Annotated in this window: 15 protein-coding genes; 11 read left to right on the top strand and 4 right to left on the bottom strand. The window is 38.9% G+C overall.

What is annotated here, in order from left to right; translation table 11 throughout:
- Window positions 1-141: 141 nt before the first annotated feature.
- The 4 genes from Ami3637_RS05625 to Ami3637_RS05610 are packed head-to-tail and all read right to left on the bottom strand — an operon-like array spanning window position 142 to window position 6,869.
- Complete coding sequence (locus Ami3637_RS05625) at window positions 142-2,259, bottom strand: cell division protein FtsA (protein WP_162361704.1); 2,118 nt, start codon at window positions 2,257-2,259, stop codon at window positions 142-144.
- Window positions 2,260-2,280: 21 nt separating this feature from the next.
- Window positions 2,281-3,390 (bottom strand): protein-glutamate methylesterase/protein-glutamine glutaminase, encoded by a 1,110-nt coding sequence (locus Ami3637_RS05620; RefSeq protein ID WP_202931094.1) that lies wholly within the window; start codon window positions 3,388-3,390, stop codon window positions 2,281-2,283.
- A gap of 12 nt (window positions 3,391-3,402) precedes the next feature.
- Window positions 3,403-4,212 carry a CheR family methyltransferase gene (locus Ami3637_RS05615; protein ID WP_162361703.1) on the bottom strand — a complete coding sequence of 270 codons (810 nt, stop codon included), beginning with the start codon at window positions 4,210-4,212 and terminating at the stop codon, window positions 3,403-3,405.
- Window positions 4,213-4,235: 23 nt separating this feature from the next.
- Window positions 4,236-6,869, bottom strand: a complete 2,634-nt coding sequence (locus tag Ami3637_RS05610) for a chemotaxis protein CheW (RefSeq protein ID WP_162361702.1) — start codon at window positions 6,867-6,869, stop codon at window positions 4,236-4,238.
- Between the two features lie 299 nt (window positions 6,870-7,168).
- Here Ami3637_RS05610 and Ami3637_RS05605 point away from each other — a divergent pair, with 299 nt between their 5' ends.
- From Ami3637_RS05605 to Ami3637_RS05565, 11 genes are all read left to right on the top strand, one after another.
- Window positions 7,169-11,734: an S-layer homology domain-containing protein gene (locus Ami3637_RS05605; protein ID WP_162361701.1), complete on the top strand. Its 4,566-nt coding sequence runs from the start codon at window positions 7,169-7,171 to the stop codon at window positions 11,732-11,734.
- Window positions 11,735-11,917: 183 nt separating this feature from the next.
- Window positions 11,918-12,307 (top strand): flagellar basal body rod protein FlgB, encoded by a 390-nt coding sequence (gene flgB, locus Ami3637_RS05600; protein WP_162361700.1) that lies wholly within the window; start codon window positions 11,918-11,920, stop codon window positions 12,305-12,307.
- A gap of 72 nt (window positions 12,308-12,379) precedes the next feature.
- Entirely contained in the window at window positions 12,380-13,816 is a 1,437-nt protein-coding gene (locus Ami3637_RS05595; protein WP_330586847.1) for a flagellar biosynthesis protein FlhA, read from the top strand.
- On the top strand, window positions 13,699-14,442 hold the full coding sequence (locus tag Ami3637_RS18390) for an FHIPEP family type III secretion protein (RefSeq protein WP_330586917.1): 744 nt from the start codon (window positions 13,699-13,701) through the stop codon (window positions 14,440-14,442). Before Ami3637_RS05595 ends, Ami3637_RS18390 begins: the two co-directional genes overlap by 118 nt.
- A 27-nt stretch (window positions 14,443-14,469) precedes the next feature.
- A complete protein-coding gene (locus tag Ami3637_RS05590) occupies window positions 14,470-15,003 on the top strand; it encodes a sigma-70 family RNA polymerase sigma factor (protein ID WP_243158115.1) in 534 nt (177 codons plus the stop codon).
- 20 nt (window positions 15,004-15,023) lie between these two features.
- Window positions 15,024-15,251 carry a sigma-70 family RNA polymerase sigma factor gene (locus tag Ami3637_RS17330; RefSeq protein ID WP_243158114.1) on the top strand — a complete coding sequence of 76 codons (228 nt, stop codon included), beginning with the start codon at window positions 15,024-15,026 and terminating at the stop codon, window positions 15,249-15,251.
- Between the two features lie 12 nt (window positions 15,252-15,263).
- Window positions 15,264-16,019, top strand: a complete 756-nt coding sequence (locus Ami3637_RS05585; protein ID WP_162361699.1) for a flagellar hook-basal body protein — start codon at window positions 15,264-15,266, stop codon at window positions 16,017-16,019.
- A 16-nt stretch (window positions 16,020-16,035) separates the two neighbouring features.
- Entirely contained in the window at window positions 16,036-16,809 is a 774-nt protein-coding gene (locus Ami3637_RS05580) for a flagellar hook-basal body protein (RefSeq protein ID WP_162361698.1), read from the top strand.
- Between the two features lie 51 nt (window positions 16,810-16,860).
- Window positions 16,861-18,699, top strand: a complete 1,839-nt coding sequence (locus tag Ami3637_RS05575) for a DUF342 domain-containing protein (RefSeq protein ID WP_162361697.1) — start codon at window positions 16,861-16,863, stop codon at window positions 18,697-18,699.
- 64 nt (window positions 18,700-18,763) lie between these two features.
- Entirely contained in the window at window positions 18,764-19,390 is a 627-nt protein-coding gene (locus tag Ami3637_RS05570; RefSeq protein WP_162361696.1) for a chemotaxis protein CheC, read from the top strand.
- Window positions 19,383-19,868, top strand: coding sequence for a chemotaxis protein CheD (locus Ami3637_RS05565; RefSeq protein ID WP_162361695.1), 486 nt, complete (start codon window positions 19,383-19,385; stop codon window positions 19,866-19,868). The genes Ami3637_RS05570 and Ami3637_RS05565 overlap by 8 nt, the downstream gene beginning before the upstream one ends.
- Window positions 19,869-19,881: the final 13 nt, after the last annotated feature.

Raw genomic sequence — 19,881 nt, 5'->3', positions numbered from 1 at the left:
TTTATATATCGGCTGTCACTGGCAAAACCTTTAATATTTTTTTTATTTTGTTAAAAAATGTACACAAAAAAATAAAGTGCATTCAATGTTAATAAATAACCTTAATACACTTTATCTATTTGTTTTTATAATTAAGTTATATTAAACGTCCTGACTCCATTTGATGATTGCAACATCATGATCATTAAGCTGATCTGCATAGTTAGCGTCAGCTCCGTTGATTTTCAGTACAAGTTCACCCCGTGGATTGGCCACATCAAGATCAGCATACTTTAAAAGATGCATCAGGATTAATGGCTCTTCTGTTTCCTGTATCAAATGAACAGGGGCACCATTTAATGTTACTGTTATGTCCGTAGGATTCAAGACTTCTTCAGTATCAGAATCATTGGACACATCCTCAGCAGCCAGAGGGGCTACTTCAGTATCTTCAATATCTCCAGGATTTTCAGGGTCTTCAAGATTTTGAAAATCGTCAGAATCATCATCTGCAAGTAACAAAGAAACACTGGAACTGTTGAACTCATGAGAATAAATCTTATTAATTTCAACCATATTCATATCTGGATATGAATTATGTCTGTCTGTTTCTGCGGCAGGGAGTGGGGGAACCATCATCTCAAGTATTCCCGCAGGTTCTTCCATATCACAAGCCATGGTAACAGTAATCTGATCCATATAGTTGATTTTACGGTTCTCTAAAGCGCTCATATCCTGGAGTTCAATCTTTGTATCGTTTATTTTAATTAAACCAATATCCTTCAAATTGAATTCTGACAGTGCTTCTAAGAGGGTTAGGGAAGGAGGCTGGCCATTTTTCGCCAGTGTAACCGTAACTTCGTCACCTTGTTTGATTTCTGTTTCAATAGTAGCAGGGGAACCGTTTACCAGTAATTCGCCAGGCATACTAGGAGAGCCCTTTATGGTCTTTTTAACTCCGTTCAGAGAATATATCAAGTTTGGAGGAGTGAGACCAATCAGGCTGGAAGGTTTAATCCCTGAAAACATAAGGGCATCGATAACCTTAAGGGCCTGATGGTTAAACAGCATGATGCGCCTTCCATTTACAGAAATGGCGAAGAAATCACATCCTCTGTAAAGAGATGAAACGATTCCAATACCAATAGGAGTAACAAAAGTAGGACTATATAAGGTTTCACTGAACAGAGAAAGATTATTATCTGTGTTGACAACACCAATGGCTACTCGGTTGGCAGGCATACCAAGTTTGTCTGCTACAATTTTACAAAGGCCACGTATCTGGCTGCCACCACCAACAAGGAATACGGCAGCAGGAGCAGAACCATTTATGAGAAGGATTCTCTGACTGATTGCCTCTGCCAGGGCATTGACTGGCTCCTTTATAGCATCAAAGGCCTCATCAGGAGTTAATTCAATCTGATTACCCAGAATATCCTTAAATTCTATTTTTTCCTCACCATTCAGCATAAGCTTAATCCGCTCAGCCGTAGCAAAATTAGTCAGGTAATGCTGCATCAGCGCTTCTGTAATCTCATCTCCAGCGATGGTAACCATGTCATAAGCTATAACGCTGCCATCTCGGGATATGGCAATATCCGAAGTGCCTCCTCCAATATCAACAAGTGCTATGTTTAAAAATCTTACATCATCCGGAACAACTGCATGTATTGCAGCAATAGGCTCCAGAGTCAGGTTGTCTACTTCCAGTCCGCAACGGGCGGTTACAGCATAAAGGCTAATCAATACGCTGGCAGGAAGAAAAGCGGCAATGATATTCACCACAGCTTTTTTACCTTTCTGACTCTCCAGATTTTTTATTTTATAATCATCTAATAAATAATCAGTGACACTATATCCTACACAATAGTAATCCTTTAATCCGGACTCTGATTCAGTAGATTCGGATAAAAAAGTTTCCTGAGCCTTTTCTATGGAGGAATACTCCATGTACTGAATGATTTTAGGTGAAATAGGTTCATTTGGAATCAAATCATAGGAAAAGGAAGCAGGAACTGTACGTAAAGCGCGTCCTGCTGCAGCAATAGAAACTTTTGTAAAGGTTTGTCCACTGCGCTGCTCCAATTTCATTTTAACGTTGTTTGCCACTCGGGCAACCAGATCAATGTCTTCAATCTGACCATCACGCATGGCACGTTTTTCGTGAAATTCCTGTTCATAATCCAAGATATTAAAATTACCATCTTTAAGTGCACCTACAATACCTACAACAGAACGGGTACCAATATCCAGTGCAAAAATAATTTTTCTGTCATCCATGTTAGAATTGTAACTCCTTTGTTATCCCAGGTTGTTAAGATGTTTCATAAGTACATTTGGGATTTCTTTATTTGTTGCCTGAACCATAACAGCGCCGATATTCTGGGCTACCATAGGCATTCCATAAACAACACAGGATTCCTGGCTCTCACCAATGGTGTAAGCACCTTTGTTTCTCATTTCCAAAAGTCCTGCAGCTCCGTCTTTGCCCATTCCTGTCATAATGATGCCCACGTTTTTCTTTGATGATTCCTTAGCTACTGATTCAAATAAAACATCTACAGAAGGGCAGTGCCCACTGACTTTTTCCGTGTCCCTGCAGCGGAGTTTGTATATTCCGCCGATGTTTACCAGCCTCATCTGACAGTCTCCCGGAGCTATATATACCTGGCCGGGAACCACCACATCATTATCCTGAGCTTCTTTTACATTCATAGCGCATAGTCTGTTTAAACGTTCCGCATAAAGTTTTGTAAATACGATAGGCATGTGCTGGACAACCAGAATGGGGGGAATCTTTGCCGGAAGCCTTTGCAATACTTCATAAGTAGCTTCTGTACCACCTGTTGAGGCTCCCAGAGCTATAATGGTAGAATTACAGACACTGTCAGGCAGGTCTTTTAAATTTTTCCCTAAGATGCTGTTAACTGAAGCAACAGAATTAGCTGCTGCAGTTCCTGCAGTACGCGCTGGCTCAGCAGGCTTCACGAGCTGAATATGTTTTGAAACTTTTGCCACAGAGGCAATTTTAATTTTAGCATAAAGCTCTTCAATAAAGATAGCTGGTGAAATCGGATGACTGGCATCCGGTTTCTTGACAAAGTCCACTGCACCTGCCTGCAATGCTTCAAATACGTTGATATTTGCTGCGCTTACCAGGATAATAGGTAGCGGGCTTGAAGTCATAAGTTTTTTTGTTAATTCAATACCGGTCATTTTAGGCATCTCCACATCTAGTGTTAAAACATCGGGCTTAAGCCGGGCTATTTTTTCCTGGGCATCATAAGCATCACCAGCAATTCCGATAACCTCAATACCAGCCTTACTTGACAAATTAGTAGAAATTAATGTTCTATACACCGCTGAATCGTCAACTACTAAAACGCGTATGTTTGTACCCTGAATTGGCATAAGACTACCTCCTTAAAGTGGCTTTCTGTATGTGGCAGGCATTATGTATTCAAAATTGGATTCATCTCTGTCAACAGTTTCTGAATGGCCAATAAGTAAATAACCACCTGGATTTAAAGCATCATAGTATCTTTGTATCAAAGCAGCTTTTGTAGGTTTATCAAAATAAATCATCACATTACGACAGAAGATAACATCAAATTTAGTTTTAAACTTAATAGGTTCCATCAGATTGAAGGTCCTAAAAATCACATTCTTCCTTAATTCATCAGTAACCTGATAACCACCATCTTTTTTTGTAAAATATATTCGCTTCCAAGCTTCAGAAAGTGCGTTTAAGGATTCGTCATTGTATAGTCCCCGGGCAGCTTTACTTAAAGCATTCTGCGAAATATCAGTAGCTAAAAGCCTGGTATCCCACTTAACTGGCTTTGATTTAAAATATTCTTTCATAATGATTGAAAGAGTATATGGCTCCTCACCAGAGGAGCAGCCCGCACTCCAAATGCTAAGGCTGTGGTTTTTATTTCTTTCCTCTAAATACGGTAAAATCGTATCATTAAAAAAGGTAAAATGGTTTTCTTCACGCATAAAGAAAGTATGGTTGGTAGTCAGTTTGTTAAGCATCATTTCTATATCACTGTTCTTTTGTGTAGAAATGATATGATCAACATAATCTGTAAAAGATTCATAACCTTCAGCAGCAAGGTAATTGGAAAGTCTTCCTTCAATTAAAACTTTCTTTGCCTTCAGGTTTATACCATAATTTTTAATGATAAAATCTGTTAACCGGATAAAATCCTTTTCTGTAATCGAAAGCATAACGTGACTCCTTTTGAGCAGATTTAAGCTACTTTAGTAAGGGCGGATAAATCAAAAATCAAATGAACCATTTCTTCGATTTCCACAATACCTGTAATCAAGTCATGCTTATTGTTTGCTGGAGGCGGTGCGATGGCCTCTTTTTCAACATCAGCAACAAGGAAAACTTCATCCACAAGTATACCTAATGTTGTAGAATTTACCTCAAGTATGATAATGCATGATTTCATGCTGGCTGTATCAACAGCATGCTCATTGCCAAGCTTTAAACGCATATCCAGAACCGGAATAATCTGACCTCTCAGATTAATAACACCTTTGATGTAATCCGGAAGTAATGGGAACTGGGTAATTGAAAAGACGTTAATAATTTCCATTACATAGTCCGTATTCATGGCGAATGGCTTGTCTCCTATAGTAAATGTGAGCAGTTTCAACATGGCTGTATCAATCTTATCTTCTGATATGTAGTCCCCTTCAGCATCACCTTCTTCAAGAGAAGCATCCTTAGGACCATTTTTTCTGCTTTCAAGTCTGCCAGTTGCAAAACTGAAGATGTTTGGCACATCAAGGATAATACTGATATTACCATCTCCCAGAATAGTACAGCCTGTGATTCCGAAATCCCGGAGATTATATGCACCAAAGTATAAAGGAAGAGGCTTAACAACCACCTGATGCTGGCCAATCAGTTCATCTACCATTAAACAGTATGAAACACCGGCAAATTCTACCCACATTATGATGCTCTCTTCGATATCATCAATACCACCATCAATCTTATAAAGATTATTTAATCTTACAAGAGTGATAAACTGGTCACCACGCTGAATCATTTCACCACGGGCAGCATCATTAATAATATCTTCTTTTGTTGCTTTAAAGGACTGACGGATATTTGCAATAGGAATAGTGAACTGATAATCACTTACTCTGCATTCCATACCATCAATAATAGCAAGGGTAAGAGGAATTTTAAATGTAGTAACGGTTCCTTCCCCCACTTCAGAGGAAATATATACGGTACCGCCAACTTTTTCGATGTTTTTAGTTACAACGTCCATGCCCACGCCTCTGCCTGAAAATTCTGTAACCTGCTCTTTGGTAGAGAATCCAGGAAGTAGGGTAAGCTGGAGAATTTCTTTCTTTGTATATTCACTTTCAGGTTTGGTTAATAATCCTTTTTCTTTTGCAGAAGCAAGAATCTTATCTGGGTCCATGCCTCTTCCATCGTCAGAAATAGTAATAATAACTTCACTGCCTGTGTGTTCAGCCTTCAGGGTAACCGTACCCTGCTTAGGTTTTCCAAGAGCTATACGATCGTTTACATCAGGTTCGATTCCATGATCCATAGAATTTCTCACAATGTGCATCAACGGATCCTGAATACTATCCACGATAGTTTTGTCTATTTCAGTATCATTTCCAATGGTAACCAGCTGGCAGTCTTTGCCAAGCTTTTGTCCCATGTCTCGGACGATTCTGTTCATTTTCTGGAATACGCCGGCTACAGGTACCATTCTGACAGACATAACAATATCCTGAAGCTCAGTAGTCAGCTTTCTGAGCTGTCTTGCAGATTTTGTGAAGTTATCCAACTTCAAATCTTTCAAATCAGAAGAAGAAGTAACCATAGACTGGGTGATAACCAGCTCTCCCACAAGGGCCATCAGAGAGTCCAGTTTTGAAAGGTTAACATTTATCAGATTGGTTTTATTTGGCTTGGAAAGATCATGCTTTTCTTCCTTTTTCAAATCTTTCGTATCTGCTTTCTTCGTGTCTTCATTCTTGCCAGTTTTCTCAGTGGTATTCGTTTCTGGAGCTTTTTCTTCCATGACTTTAACCTCCTTCGCTTCTGCAGGAGCGACAACTTCTTGAGAATCAGTTACATTTTCTGTAACCAATAGCTGATAATTATCTACATATATATCTTGTTTTATTATTTCTAAACCGTTGATAAAATCTTCATCACATCCAAAAGTAACAGTCAGGCCATGTTCAATAATGTACTGAGTTATTTCTGTAGTGGCTTCAATATCGGATGGAGTAGTAAGAATGTCTTCAATACATACTTCAGCAATATTCTTAAGCAGCATAATTGCTCTTAAGCTTTCCATACCACTGCCCTGGTCAAAATATAACTGAACAGAAAGGCCTGTGTTCTGCCCTGCCAGGGAAACTGGATGAGCTGCATCAGAAGTCTCTGCAGCCTGGTCCGGCTGACTTTCTTCTGCAGAATCGTCGGAAACTTCTCCTTTCATCACAGCAAGTAAACTTTCAATTTCAGAAACAATGTCATCCGAACTTTCTTCCTCTGAATTACCGCTTTCAATGATAGAAACCTGGGCCTTTAAAAAGTCAGTTGCCTTAAACATCAGGTTAAATAGTTTCTGACTGTATTTTTCTTCTACTGCACCGTTTTCACGTATAACAAAGAACATATCCTCTATTCTATGTGCAACTGTCATTAAAGAATTAAACTGCATCATAGCCGAAGAGCCTTTTATAGTATGCATGATTCTAAAAATCTCATTAATCTGGTCAGCTGAAAAATAGTCAGCACCTTCTGCCTCTAAGAGTAACTCGTCTAACTGTTCTAAAAGCGTATTTGTCTCAAACAAATACATATCCAACATATTGTCTAAACCATTATCCATAACACGAACACCACCTTACAATTGATGCTAATTTTGCATAAACTTATATACCCTATATATTAGCATAGTATTTTTAAATTATAAATAGAAATTTGTCAAAATTATGAAAGAAATTAAGGAAAAGTAAATCGGAATAAGAGGAAAAATGCAATAATTATTTATTTATTGCCAGATTATTGAAGATATGAATTTCATAATATATAATAATAAAAAACATTATGAAAAAAACCTAAAGAAATAGTCATTTATGTCGAAATATTGAATGGCGATATTACTATATGTGAAAGGAGACGCAATATATGAAAAAAATATTTATGATATTACTGTGCGGAGTGTTTGTATGCGTCGGAGCTTATGTTAATACAGATGAAAGTTACGCGGCACACTGGGCAGACCAATATCTGAACAACTTAGTCTCGCAGAAGATTATGCGGGGCGATGATGAAGGAAATCTGAAGCCGGATGATTCCATAACAAGGGCTGAGTTTGTGGCCATGGTAAACCGGGCTTTTGGATATGGACAGAAAGGTAATGTAGCGTTTAATGATGTACCAGAAGAATCCTGGTACTATGATGATATCGGTATAGCGAAAAAGCAAGGGTATTTTAACGGCATTTACCCAGATACAGCAGGACCGGACAAACCGTTAAAGCGTGAAGAGGCCGTCACCATGCTTTGCCGCGCCCTGAAGATTGAAGGAGTTGGAACGGACTCCCTTCAGTTTGCAGACAGTAAGACTTTTAGCAGCTGGAGCAAAGATTACATTAACGCTGCGGTAGATAAGAAATTCTTATCAGGGTATCCGGATCAGACTTTTAAGCCAGCCGATTATATGACCCGTGGAGAAATGGCCAAGGTTTTATCTCAGGTGGCAGGTGAAATTGTAAAGGATAAGGGCTCAAACTATATAGGATATGCCAATGGTAATGTTTCTGTAGTACAGACAGGAGCAAGTTTAAGAAATACAATTATTCCGGGAGATTTATATATAACAGCCGGTATGGGAACCGGATATACCCAGCTGGATAACCTCACCGTAGGGGGAGATTTAATTATCAGCGGCACTGGAAATGCTGAAAGCGGGCAGGTAAGTGTCATTCTTACAGATTGCGACATAAACAATCTGGTGATTGACTCAGGAAACTCAAACTCTATGAGTGTCCGTGCAGACGGTGGAAGTGTCATACATAATACAACAGTAAAAAGTAACGCCTATCTTGAGGAAGATGACTCAAAGGGTACGGCATTTAAAGATGTAGTATTAAAGGGACCGACCGGTACCACACTTAACCTGTCAGGAAGTTTTGAAAATGTATCCGTTAAGGCGGAAAATAATAAACTTAGCGTAGATAAAGGTAACGTGGATGCTTTAACAGTAGATGAAGATGCTGTTAAAGGGTCTGTGTTTATACAAAAGGATGCAACAGTAAATACATTGTACTGTGATACGGCAACTACTGTGACGGGAACAGGTAAAATTGATGAAGTTTCAATCAACGCAAATGGCTGTAATATCTCAATGCTTCCTGACCATATTTATATCAGGCCGGGAGTCACAGCTGTTGTAAACGGCCAGACTATGACCAGCGTTGATGCGGAAGCAAACAATGCGGATCCGGAATTTATGTCAGGCTACCCAAAATACCAGGATCTGATGTCAACAAGTGTAAAACTGCTGGCAAAAACCAATAAACCGGGTAAGATTTACTGGGCTGTAAAAAATGTTGACCTTGTAGGCACTGGTATGTCAGAAGAGGGCGTGAAAAATCCGGACAAGCGTTATGTTGTTCAGTCTGGAACAGTCAGTGTAGTGGGAGACAAAGAAGTAAGTATTAACGTTACAGGACTTACAAGTGGTGTTAACTATGAGTATTACATGGTGTTTGAAGACTTTAAATTAGATACCACAGATGTACAAAGAGGGGGATTTAAAACGGTAGACATTGTAAATCCCACATTTCTAAATAGTACACCTAAGATTTCAGGATCCACAAAAAGTTCTTTCACCATGGTGGTAATGCCATCAAAGAATACCACGCTATATTGGGCGGTACTGCCAAGCAAAGCAGTTTCTCCAACTATCGAATCTTTGTCAGGTCTGAAAGTGTCAGGAGCTTTGGGATTAGGTTCTGTTGGTGGATGTGCAATGAATGATCCAAAAGAGATTCCTATGGTGGGCACAGATGGTAAGCAGCTTGCAGAAAATACCACATATGATATTTATATGGTACTAAAAGATGATAGTGGAAATCTATCCAGCCTTGCTAAGGTTATCGGGACAACTTTAGACCAGACCCCACCGGAATTTATGGATGGATATCCATGGAATGAACCAGGTGCAGCCACTTCATTAAATATAAGGCATATGTCAACAGAAGCTGGAACTTTATATTGGGCGGTCTATCCAATGGACTTTAAATTCCCGCCGGTAGACAACTATGATACCATAACAGATGCTGCTATAAAAAAAGATTTGCAAATAAGAGCCATCACAACAGGACAGAAGGCAGTGAAAAATGGCAAAGTTACTGTTACAGAAAAGAAGGATTCTACTTTGAATATTACAGGGCTTACCAAAGCTACTCCTTATGATCTGTACTTTGTACTGATGGACAATGCAGGAAATTATTCAGACCCTAAATCTCTATTGGGGGTAAAAACTTTGGATACTTCACCACCAGTAGCAACCATGGACTTTGATAAAGTGCTGGAAGGCAATCCAGTGGTAAGTGCCAATATCAGTGTGATGTTTGATGAGATTGCCTATTACGATGGAACTGAAAAAGACATCAGGATGACCCAGCTTCCTGCAGATCAAAAGGTTAACATTTTAAAGAGTATGTTTTCTGTTCATGATTTGCTTTCCGTTTCAAAACCGGATTATATTTCAGATATTGATTACAGCAAGGTTTTGATTGGGGAGAAAGATGGTAAAACTATAGTGACCTTCCCTCAGGCAGCCTTCGGAAACGGTAAAGGCTTAAACAGCGGTGGAAATTATCAGTTTGAACTGAACAATGTAATTGATTCTGATGGAAATGCCATGAGTCAGGCAACCTTGTTAAAAGCTTTCAAGGTGGTTGCACCACAGGTATATCTGAGTCGTTACAACGGGACAGAAACCCTGGCAGATAATGAAATCGGATTCAGCCTGAAGCCAGCAGAGGGCATCAACAGTGATAAATATTTTGATGCTATCATCCAGACAGATAAATTGATTACTTTTGATTTATATATTGGAGACGGCTCCGTAACAGGCGGTGCACTATATGCCCATGATATCCGACTGGAAGCAGGGCAGGCCAGAAGTGTAGCTTCTATGGTAGCTGGAAACAGCTATCAGAAATTTATTGATTTAAAGCCTACAAACTATAAATTAGTAATTAAAAACTTTAATTCCATGGACTCAAGCAGAATGACCTCATGGGATGGTACTTTAAACATTCAGGCTATGGCAGTGATTGGAGAACCTTACAATCTGACAAATCTGGGCACCAACATTTTAAATGCAAGTAAGCCTTTAGATATCATAAAGAACAATGCAGATACCATGATTGTAAGTAACCCTGAGATATTCGGAGTGAAAAGGGTGTATGCAGATACTGCACAGCCAATTCTGATAGATGGGGTTAAGTATGAGACCTATGATACTGCTGTAAAAGTTATTGCTATGGCAGATAAACCGGCAACTTTGTATTATGTGGCAGTTCCACTGGCAAATATGACAGGCAAAACGCCACCTACAGTGGATCAGGTACTTGCAGGACGTCCAGCATATCTGGACAGCCAGAGTGGCAGCATAAATCTGGCAGATGGTCAGGTTCAGTACGACAAGCTGATAGATAAATTAAAGCCATCTACGGGATATAAATTTTTCTATGTACTTAAGGGTAAGGCTTCGGATAATCTGGTTGTGAAGAATACAGAACAGGTTGGTGGCGCATATAATGCGGACTTTACTACTCAGAATGAGATTACTCCAACTCTCACCGAGGGACCTGTTCCAAGTGGAATTTCAGATAAAGCTACAGCTCAGATGGTGGGAACAGCAAATACGGCGGCAAAAGTTTACTGGGTAATGTATACTAGCGGCAGATATCCAAATAAATCGGATGGAACTCCTTATTTCACTCCGGATCAGATTATCCAGTTAAGTAACTCAGATGGCACCGTAGTGGATTCTGGGAACTTCTCTGTAGATACAAAGAGTGATACAAACCCAAATAAGGATGGGATACAATTTGACTTTACATGTAAAAACATGGAGTCTACTAAGACTTATGATGTTTTTGTAGCACTTCAGAGTGAGTATTCTGGAAAAATGTCTGATAAAGTATTTTTATATAAGAATGTAAGGTCAAAAGATATGACACCTCCTTATATTAATAATGAACCAAAGACAGTTATTAAAGGCTGGACCACTAAAACTATAGGAGATACCAGCATTAATACTTATAACGGGTCCATAGCGGTTCGGTTTAGTGAGCCTCTTTACTACAAGAACTCTCTGGCAGGAGACGAAATGTATCCACTTACGGTAGCACAATTGATAACACCTGGTGGTGTTGCTTTAGAACCTGAGTATGGTGGATTACTGACATTTGACAGACCAGATGTTAAAGTCTCAGCTGTTGGATATTCCACAAGCGATTCAGACAATGGTAAGTACCCGATTACAGGATTAGACTTTGCCTTTTTTGGAGTGCAGAATGGCAGTGTAATAGGCATCAATGCAGAAATTTATGACAGAGGTGGCTGGCGTGCCGGACAGTTTATCATGGAATTCGTAGAAAAGCCTAATCATACAGATTCTTACTTTAATGTAAAATTTGTTTCAAACACTACCACTACGACTACTAAGTGAAGTTAGTACTATAACAAAATTGAAAATATGGCTCTCAGGGTTACCTGGGAGCCATGTATTTTTTTGTCAAATATATTGTTAAATTATCAAAAAAAATGTATAATAAATAAATGTAATCGTACAAGAAATAAATAGTGTAAAATAATTACATAATATGAAAAAAATACAATGAGAGGAAAAAATATGAGCTGGATAGATAATAATAATATACTCTTATCTCAAAAGAGTCTGGACTATTTGTGGGAAAAGCAGAGGATTATTTCTGAAAACATAGCAAATAATGATACTCCTGGATACAAGGCTAAAACCATATCTTTTGAGGATCAGCTTAGATCCAATCTGGAGCAATTTTCAAATAGGCCAGATGCCAGTAAAAATGATATTCGAAAAGCAATTTTAGGTTCTAATATGAAAATTGATGTCAGCAATGAAGAAAGTAACAGGCTGGATGGCAACAATGTCAATCTTGACGTGGAAGAAGTTGAATTGAACAGGGCGCAACTGCAGTATCAATATCAGATATTTCAGATTAACGATCAGTTCTCCAGAATAAGAGCAGCTATTGGAAAGTAACCAGAGTCTGACATTGGTACAGGCAAGAGAAAAGGAAGAAAGACAATTGACTAAAATAGAAGAGGATTTTAAATGAAAAAGCTGTTAAATCACGTCGTAGCGTTATTCGTTCTGATGGTTGTTATACTGCTGATAGTACCGTTACCTCCATTCTTACTTGATATGATGTTCATTATCAACATTACTGTTTCACTGATAATCCTGCTTACTACCATGTACATAAAAGAGGCCTTGGAATTTTCTATATTCCCTTCGCTTCTATTGATAACCACCTTATACCGGCTATCCCTTAACATTTCGTCAACCAGACTTATCCTGACAAAAGAGGGACAGGCTGGTCAGGTTATTAAAACATTCGGTAACTTTGTATTACAGGGAAATGTTGTAGTAGGTGTTATTATATTCTTAATCTTAGTTTTGGTTCAGTTTATAGTAATCACTAAAGGTGCGGAACGTGTAGCTGAAGTTGCAGCAAGATTTACTCTTGATGCGATGCCAGGTAAACAGATGGCTATAGATGCAGATTTAAGTTCAGGGCTTATCACAGAAGAAGAAGCACGAGCCAGAAGAAATAAAGTCCAAAGAGAATCAGATTTCTATGGTGCCATGGATGGAGCTACCAAGATTGTAAAAGGTGATGCGATTATGTCCATCATCATTACTTTGATAAACTTCATAGCCGGGACGATTATAGGAGTGGTACAAAGTGGATTGCCGTTTTCCCAGGTTTTAAATATATATTCCATAGCAACTATTGGAGACGGACTGGTAGCGCAGGTACCTGCACTTTTAATTTCAACAGCGACAGGAATGATTGTAACCAGATCAGTAGCTGAAGGTACGCTAAATGAAGATGTAATTAAGCAGTTTACTTCTCAGCCAAAAGTTTTGATGGTTTCTGGCGGAATTATGCTGCTGATGAACCTTATTCCAGGCGCACCTCACGTGCAGCCCACAGTGCTGGGAGTATTTCTGATAGTTTTAGGCTTCAGGCTAATAAAAACAAAAGAGGAAGAGGCGCAGCAGCTTAGTATGGCAGAAGGTGACAATGATGTTTACCCAGAAGAACAATTTGATGAAAATGCATATTTTAAAGATATTAACAATATCTATTCACTTATAAATGTAGAACCCATTGAAATGGAGTTTGGATACAGCCTTATCCCTCTTGTGGATGAAAGCAGTGGGGGGAATCTTATCAACAGAATTGTTATATTCAGAAGGCAGTTCGCCCAGGAAATGGGATTCGTAGTTCCCTCTGTCCGGTTAAGAGACAGTGCAGCTTTAAATGCAAACCAGTATGTTATAAAGCTTAAAGGGGAAGAAATCGCAAGAGGAGAGTTGCTGGTAGACTATTATCTTGCACTTGAACCCTCTAATCCGGCGGGGATATTGATGGTATTGAAACCATTGAACCTGCCTATGGGATACCAAGTAAGTGGATTACTCCTGAAAAAAGAGACATGGCTGAGGTTTATGGATATACAGTTATCGATCCACTATCGGTAATGCTGACTCATCTATCGGAGACCATAAGGCGTCATGTGCATGAACTTTTAAACAGGGCTGAAGTGATACAGATTGTTGAGAATACCAAGAAAACCTCCACGGAGCTTGTAGAAGAATCCGTGCCAAACATTATATCCTATGGCACTTTGCAGAAAGTATTATACAATCTTTTAAAAGAGGGAATTCCTGTAAAAGATATGGTCACTATTCTGGAAAGTCTTATTGACACTGCCCAGGGAACAAATGATATTGATATTATGACAGAGAATGTACGCAGCGCTTTAAAGCGTACCATAACGAGAAGGTTCTGTGAAAGCGGACAATTAAAGGTGGTTACACTGGACAGTGAGGTGGAAAAAGCAGTATTGTCCAGCCTTACAAGGAGTGAGCAGGGAATTTATCTTGCCCTGAGCCCGGATTTAATTCAGAAAATTGTAACACAGCTGGGCGAACATATAGGTAAGTTCAAGGATTTAAATACTGTTCCTGTGATACTTACGAGCAATGTTATAAGAGTTTATTTTTATAGGCTAATAGAACAATTCTACCCGAATGTATATGTTCTTGCTTTCAATGAAGTAGCAAACAACGTACAAATTCAGGCGCTAGGCAACATTAGTATGTAATTTAGTTAGAGCAAAAGGGATTGGAACATGATGGATGATAACTTGCTAAAATCTAAATCAGTAGAAGATTTGTTTAAACTTTATCGCGAAACTGGCGATATATGTATTAAGCAGGAAATTGTTATGCGCTATAGCGGTATTGTTAAAACAATTGCAATACAGCTGAGGGGTGTATATGTAAGTTTTACAGATATGGATGATATTATAAACGAAGGCATTATCACGTTAATGCATGCAGTGGATAAATTTGATCCTGGAAAAAATGTCAAGTTTGAAAGCTATGCATCCCTCAGAATAAGAGGGGCCATTGTGGATCTGGCAAGGAAACAGGACTGGGTACCCCGCAATGTGAGAAAGCTGGGAAAAGCAATTGACCATGCCTATTCAGAATTATATTTTAAATTGGGCAGATATCCAACAGACCAGGAAGTAGCAGAAAATCTTGGTATTACTGAAGAAAAGTATTATAAAGCATTAAGTGAAACAAACCTGTTTAACATCTTATCTCTTGATGCCATTGTAGATGGTCTTCAGGAGGAGGGCAGAATGAAAAATATCTGAGGGATCATAATTCGGACACCATGCCGGCCCAGAGCCTGGAGCAGAAAGAATTGCAGGCTATACTGAGAAGTTCTGTAGAGAATTTAAGAGAAAATGAACAATTGGTTGTTTCTTTGTATTACCGAAAGGAACTGAATATGAAAGAAATTGCCAGAGTTATGGGTATAAGTGAACCGAGAGTATCTCAGCTGCACTCTGCAGCATTAAAAAAGTTAAGGGTCAATCTGGAAAGTTATTATACCGTGTAAGAGGAGAAAAAAATGTTTAAAGGCTTCTATATGGCTGCATCAGGGATGCTTACCCAATCAAGAGTACTAAATACCATCAGTAACAACATGTCAAATGTATCTACACCAGGATATAAGGAAGATACACTGGCAACAACAACTTTTGGAGATGTTCTGATTAACAGAACAGGAAATAAAGACAAAAGTGTATATACGCCGTTAAGCAGCTCTTCCATGATAAAGACGGCAGATAAACTTGTAACAAATTATTCAGAAGGATCACAGGATTTTACAGGACGAAATCTGGACTTCGCAGTAGAAGGCAATGGTTTTTATCAGATTCAGACTGCTGATGGACAGACCAGATATACAAGGAATGGATCATTTAATATAGATAGGGACGGATATTTATGTTTGCAGCATATAGGAAGAGTCATGGGTGAAAATGGACCAATACAGCTGGGAACGGATAAAATTAATGTAAGTGCAGATGGAAATATAACTAATTCTGAAACAGGACAGGCACTTGGCAAAATCCGTCTGGTAAATTTTGCAGATTACAGCCAGCTACAAAAAGTCGGAGAGGGAATGTTTCAGACCGCAAATGCCGTAACTCCCGGAGTTGCCAACGGCAAAATCAAGCAGGGAACCTTAGAACGTTCCAATGTTCAGTCTATGGATGAAATGATGGCTATGCTGTCCAGTCAGAGAGCCTTTCAGAGTGCAAGTCAGATTGTTAAAGCTTATGACCAGTTAATGGGTAAGGCCGTTGATCTGGCGGCATTATAATCAGGGAGGTTTGTAGATGGATATTTCATTTTATACAGCTGGAGCAGGTGCAAGAGCACAACAGTCCAAACTGGATGTTATCGGGAATAATATGTCAAATGTTAACACTACTGCATATAAGTCCCAGAGCGCTGGATTTGCCGATTTACTATATAGCAATATAAGAGATGATGCCAACAAAAACACACAACTTAAGGTGGGCAGTGGCGTGCGTCTGGAAAAGACAGACAGTAATTTTGCCAGTGGAGGTCCTCAGGCTACGGATAATCCTACGGATTATATGATAGTGGGTTCAGGATTCTTTGCGGTTCAGGATCCGGGGACAAATGAAATTTTTTATACCAGGGATGGTAATTTCCGCCGTTCTATCAGGAGTGATGGAAACTTTTATCTGGCAACAGCCAATGGTGAACTGGTTCTTGATAGTGATTTAAAGCCGATTAATCTGAGTCCTAAAAAGACTAAGAACTCAGCCAATAATTCTAATACTTCCAATAACTCCAAAGATTCGAAAGATATGGAAGAAGTAAAAGAGCCAGGTGTTTTTGATTTCAAAATAAAAGATGGCATGCTTCTTAAAGGAAATAACCTGTTTTCACCTGTAGCCAAAAATGGGCAGCCTGTATTACAGGAAAATGCAAAAGTGGAAAAAGGATATCTGGAACTTTCAAACGTTGAAGTTTCCAGTGAAATGTCTAAGCTTATAGAGACACAGAGAGCTTATTCTATGTCTTTAAAGATGATACAGACTTCCAATGAAATAGAAGAAGTTATAAATAACCTAAGATAATCAGTTACATATTATATTCTATTGTTCTTTATCAAGTTAGGAGTTGCAGAGATGAGTAGAATGCCGCATACAACTAAAGAGATAAAAAGTGAGATGGAGCAGAAGGCTGACAAATTTTATCATAAAGCGATGGAAATGTTCACTCACAATGTTGAAAAACAAGATGTGCAGAAAGAAAGCGCAGACTCAGGTCCAGATGATTTTGAGGAGCATACTATTGTTGACCATATAGATTTTGACAGCGGGGTTAATAGTGATGAAGAAATAATAAGTGGGATGGCTGAGCTTGATGAATATGAAGATCACCAGGAATCTGATGAACTAGACGAACTAGATGAAGTGGATGATTACGATGAAATAGATGAATTGGATGAGCTGGATGGTTTATTAAATCAGAAAGATGTAGCGGCAGGTTTTGATTCAGCTGATGATATCCTGGAAAATAAGTCGGTTACCTTTACATTATTTTTTTCTGCTGACAAAATGAATGCTTATATCAGAGCTCAGGATTACAAATATGGAAGTGATGCGGACAACCGGGTACCTTCAAATGTAATCTATGAACTTTTAAAGGAAAAAGGTGTGGTATATGGTATTGATGACGCTGGCATAGTGGAATACTGCACTGGTAAAAAGCTATATAAAGATTTTCAGGTAGCAACTGGTACAAGACCACAAAAAGGTGAAGATGGCAGTGTAGAATACCTTTTTTCCATAGAACCAAATCATGGACCTAAAGAGAAAGATGACGGAACAGTAGATTATAAAGAACTTGATTTGATACATAATGTAAATTCTGGAGATATTTTGTGCAGGGTTACTCCTCCAACTAATGGAACAGACGGAATGGACGTTCTGGGTGGCAAGGTGAATGCAACTCCGGGAAAACCTGCCGCTGTAAGCTATGGAAAAGGTGTAAGAGTATCTGAGGATGGACTGGAATACATTGCTATAGATAATGGAATGGTGGAACTGAACAATGGCACAGTTGAGGTAAAAGAAGTTTACACAGTCAATGGGGATGTGGGTCCTGCAACGGGAAACATTCGGTTTAATGGTTCGGTAGTAGTTAAGGGAAGTGTCTTGTCTGACTTTGCCATATATGCCAATGGGGATATCATTATCAACGGGTATGTAGAGGCAAGTATTTTAAACACCACTGGTGATATCATAATAAAAAATGGTATAAGTGGCATGAAAAAGGGCCTGCTTAAAGCAGATGGAAGCGTAACGGTGAGATTTGCAGAAATGGCCAGAATCGTAGCAGGCGGGAACTTTTACTGTGACTATTGCATCAATTGTGATGTCAGGGTGGGAGATTCCATCATCGGCAAAGGAAAGAGAGCTTCTCTTCTGGGAGGAAATTATATTGCTGGTACAAAGATTGATGTAAATGTGATTGGAAGCGGTTTAAATATTCCTATGGATGTACAGATTATACCAAATTGGCAGGAAATCCGGAATTTTAAATCAAAGCCTGAAGAGAGAATCAGAGAAAATAAAGAATTGATGAGCCAGTTTGAAAAATCCTTTACCAACCTAAAGCATAAGTATAGTCATTTAGATCTTGAGATAAACCGTGCTGCAAGAAAAAACAGCATGGATACCCAGGAGGTAATAGACGCAAAACAGAAAAAAGTCGTACTTCTTATGAAGCAAAAATCGAATATCAAACGTCAGATGGCGGAGATTGATGAAAGAAGAGACAAAATAAACCGCATGATTGCCTGTGAGGGTTGCATGGTGATTGGGAGAAAAACGGTACATATCAGCGTTCGTATAACTATTGGCAACGCCATGCTTTGGGTGAACGATCCTATGGATCACCAGACTTTTACGGAAAATAACGGCATTATTGAAGCACACAGTATAACTCCGGGCTCTATATAAAACAGCATTGGTTTATGCAGATCTGGGTGTTAATAAAAAGAAATATTAAGAGGGAGAAAAAATAATGGGTATAAAAAGCTATGACGATTTAGACAGTATGCAGCTGGATGCGCTCAGAGAAATAGGAAATATTGGAGCAGGCAATGCAGCAACTGCATTATCTGCAACCATAGGAAAACCTGTTAACATAGATGTACCTACTGTAAAAATTCTGGACATTAATGAAGCAGTAGAGGCTCTGGGCGGAGCTGAAAAAATTGTTGCAGGAATACTTGTAAAACTGGAGGAAGGTATTCATGGAGCAATGATGAGTATTCAGACACTGGATGTTATTAATCTGATGCTGGATAGTTTACTTGGCACAACGGTAGAAGGCTATGAAGAACTGGATGAAATGCAGATATCGGCAGTGTGTGAAATAGCAAATATCTTAATGGGTTCTTATATAAATGCTATTTCAGATATGACGGAAATGGCTGTAAATCTTTCTGTCCCTGCTATATCCATAAATATGATGGGTGCCCTTATAACAGTACCCATGGCTACATATTGCTATGAGGCAGAGAAAATTATGATGATTGAAGGAAAGTTTTCCTTTGATGGAATCATGCATAAACATAATTTATTATTAATACCTGATGTAGATTCATTAACAAGAGTTCTAACAAGATTAGGAGTATATAATGAGTAGTATGGCCACTGTGGGGATCGCTGAAATGGGAGTAGTAAAAGGCGAGGATCAATTAATCACCTATGCCTTGGGTTCTTGTATAGGTGTCTGTATCCACGATAAAAATTCAAAAATTGCAGGGATGGTACATATCATGTTGCCAACCGCTCCCACAGATGGCAGCGGCAAGTCCATATGCCGGTATGCAGATTCTGGTATTCCAGCCCTTATTAAAAAGATGGAAAGTATTGGTGCAGTTCGCAGAAGTTTCACTGCAAAAATTGCAGGAGGAGCTAAAATGTTTAACATACCTGGTGATTCTGTAGTAGGAAACATCGGGGATCGAAATATTGAAGCAGTAAAGAAGACATTAGCTGAGTTGAGAATTCCCATAATCGGTCAGGATGTAGGATTAGATTATGCAAGGACTATGACTTTTAATGCCAATGATGGAATGGTAACTATTAAAGCTTTTACCAAAGGAACCAGCACGTGGTAAAAAAACAGCCGTT

This window comes from Aminipila terrae (genome assembly GCF_010120715.1).
Classification (GTDB): domain Bacteria; phylum Bacillota; class Clostridia; order Peptostreptococcales; family Anaerovoracaceae; genus Aminipila; species Aminipila terrae.
The sequence above is the reverse complement of the archived record's forward strand: the minus strand, read 5'-3'. Positions and strand labels throughout refer to the sequence as shown.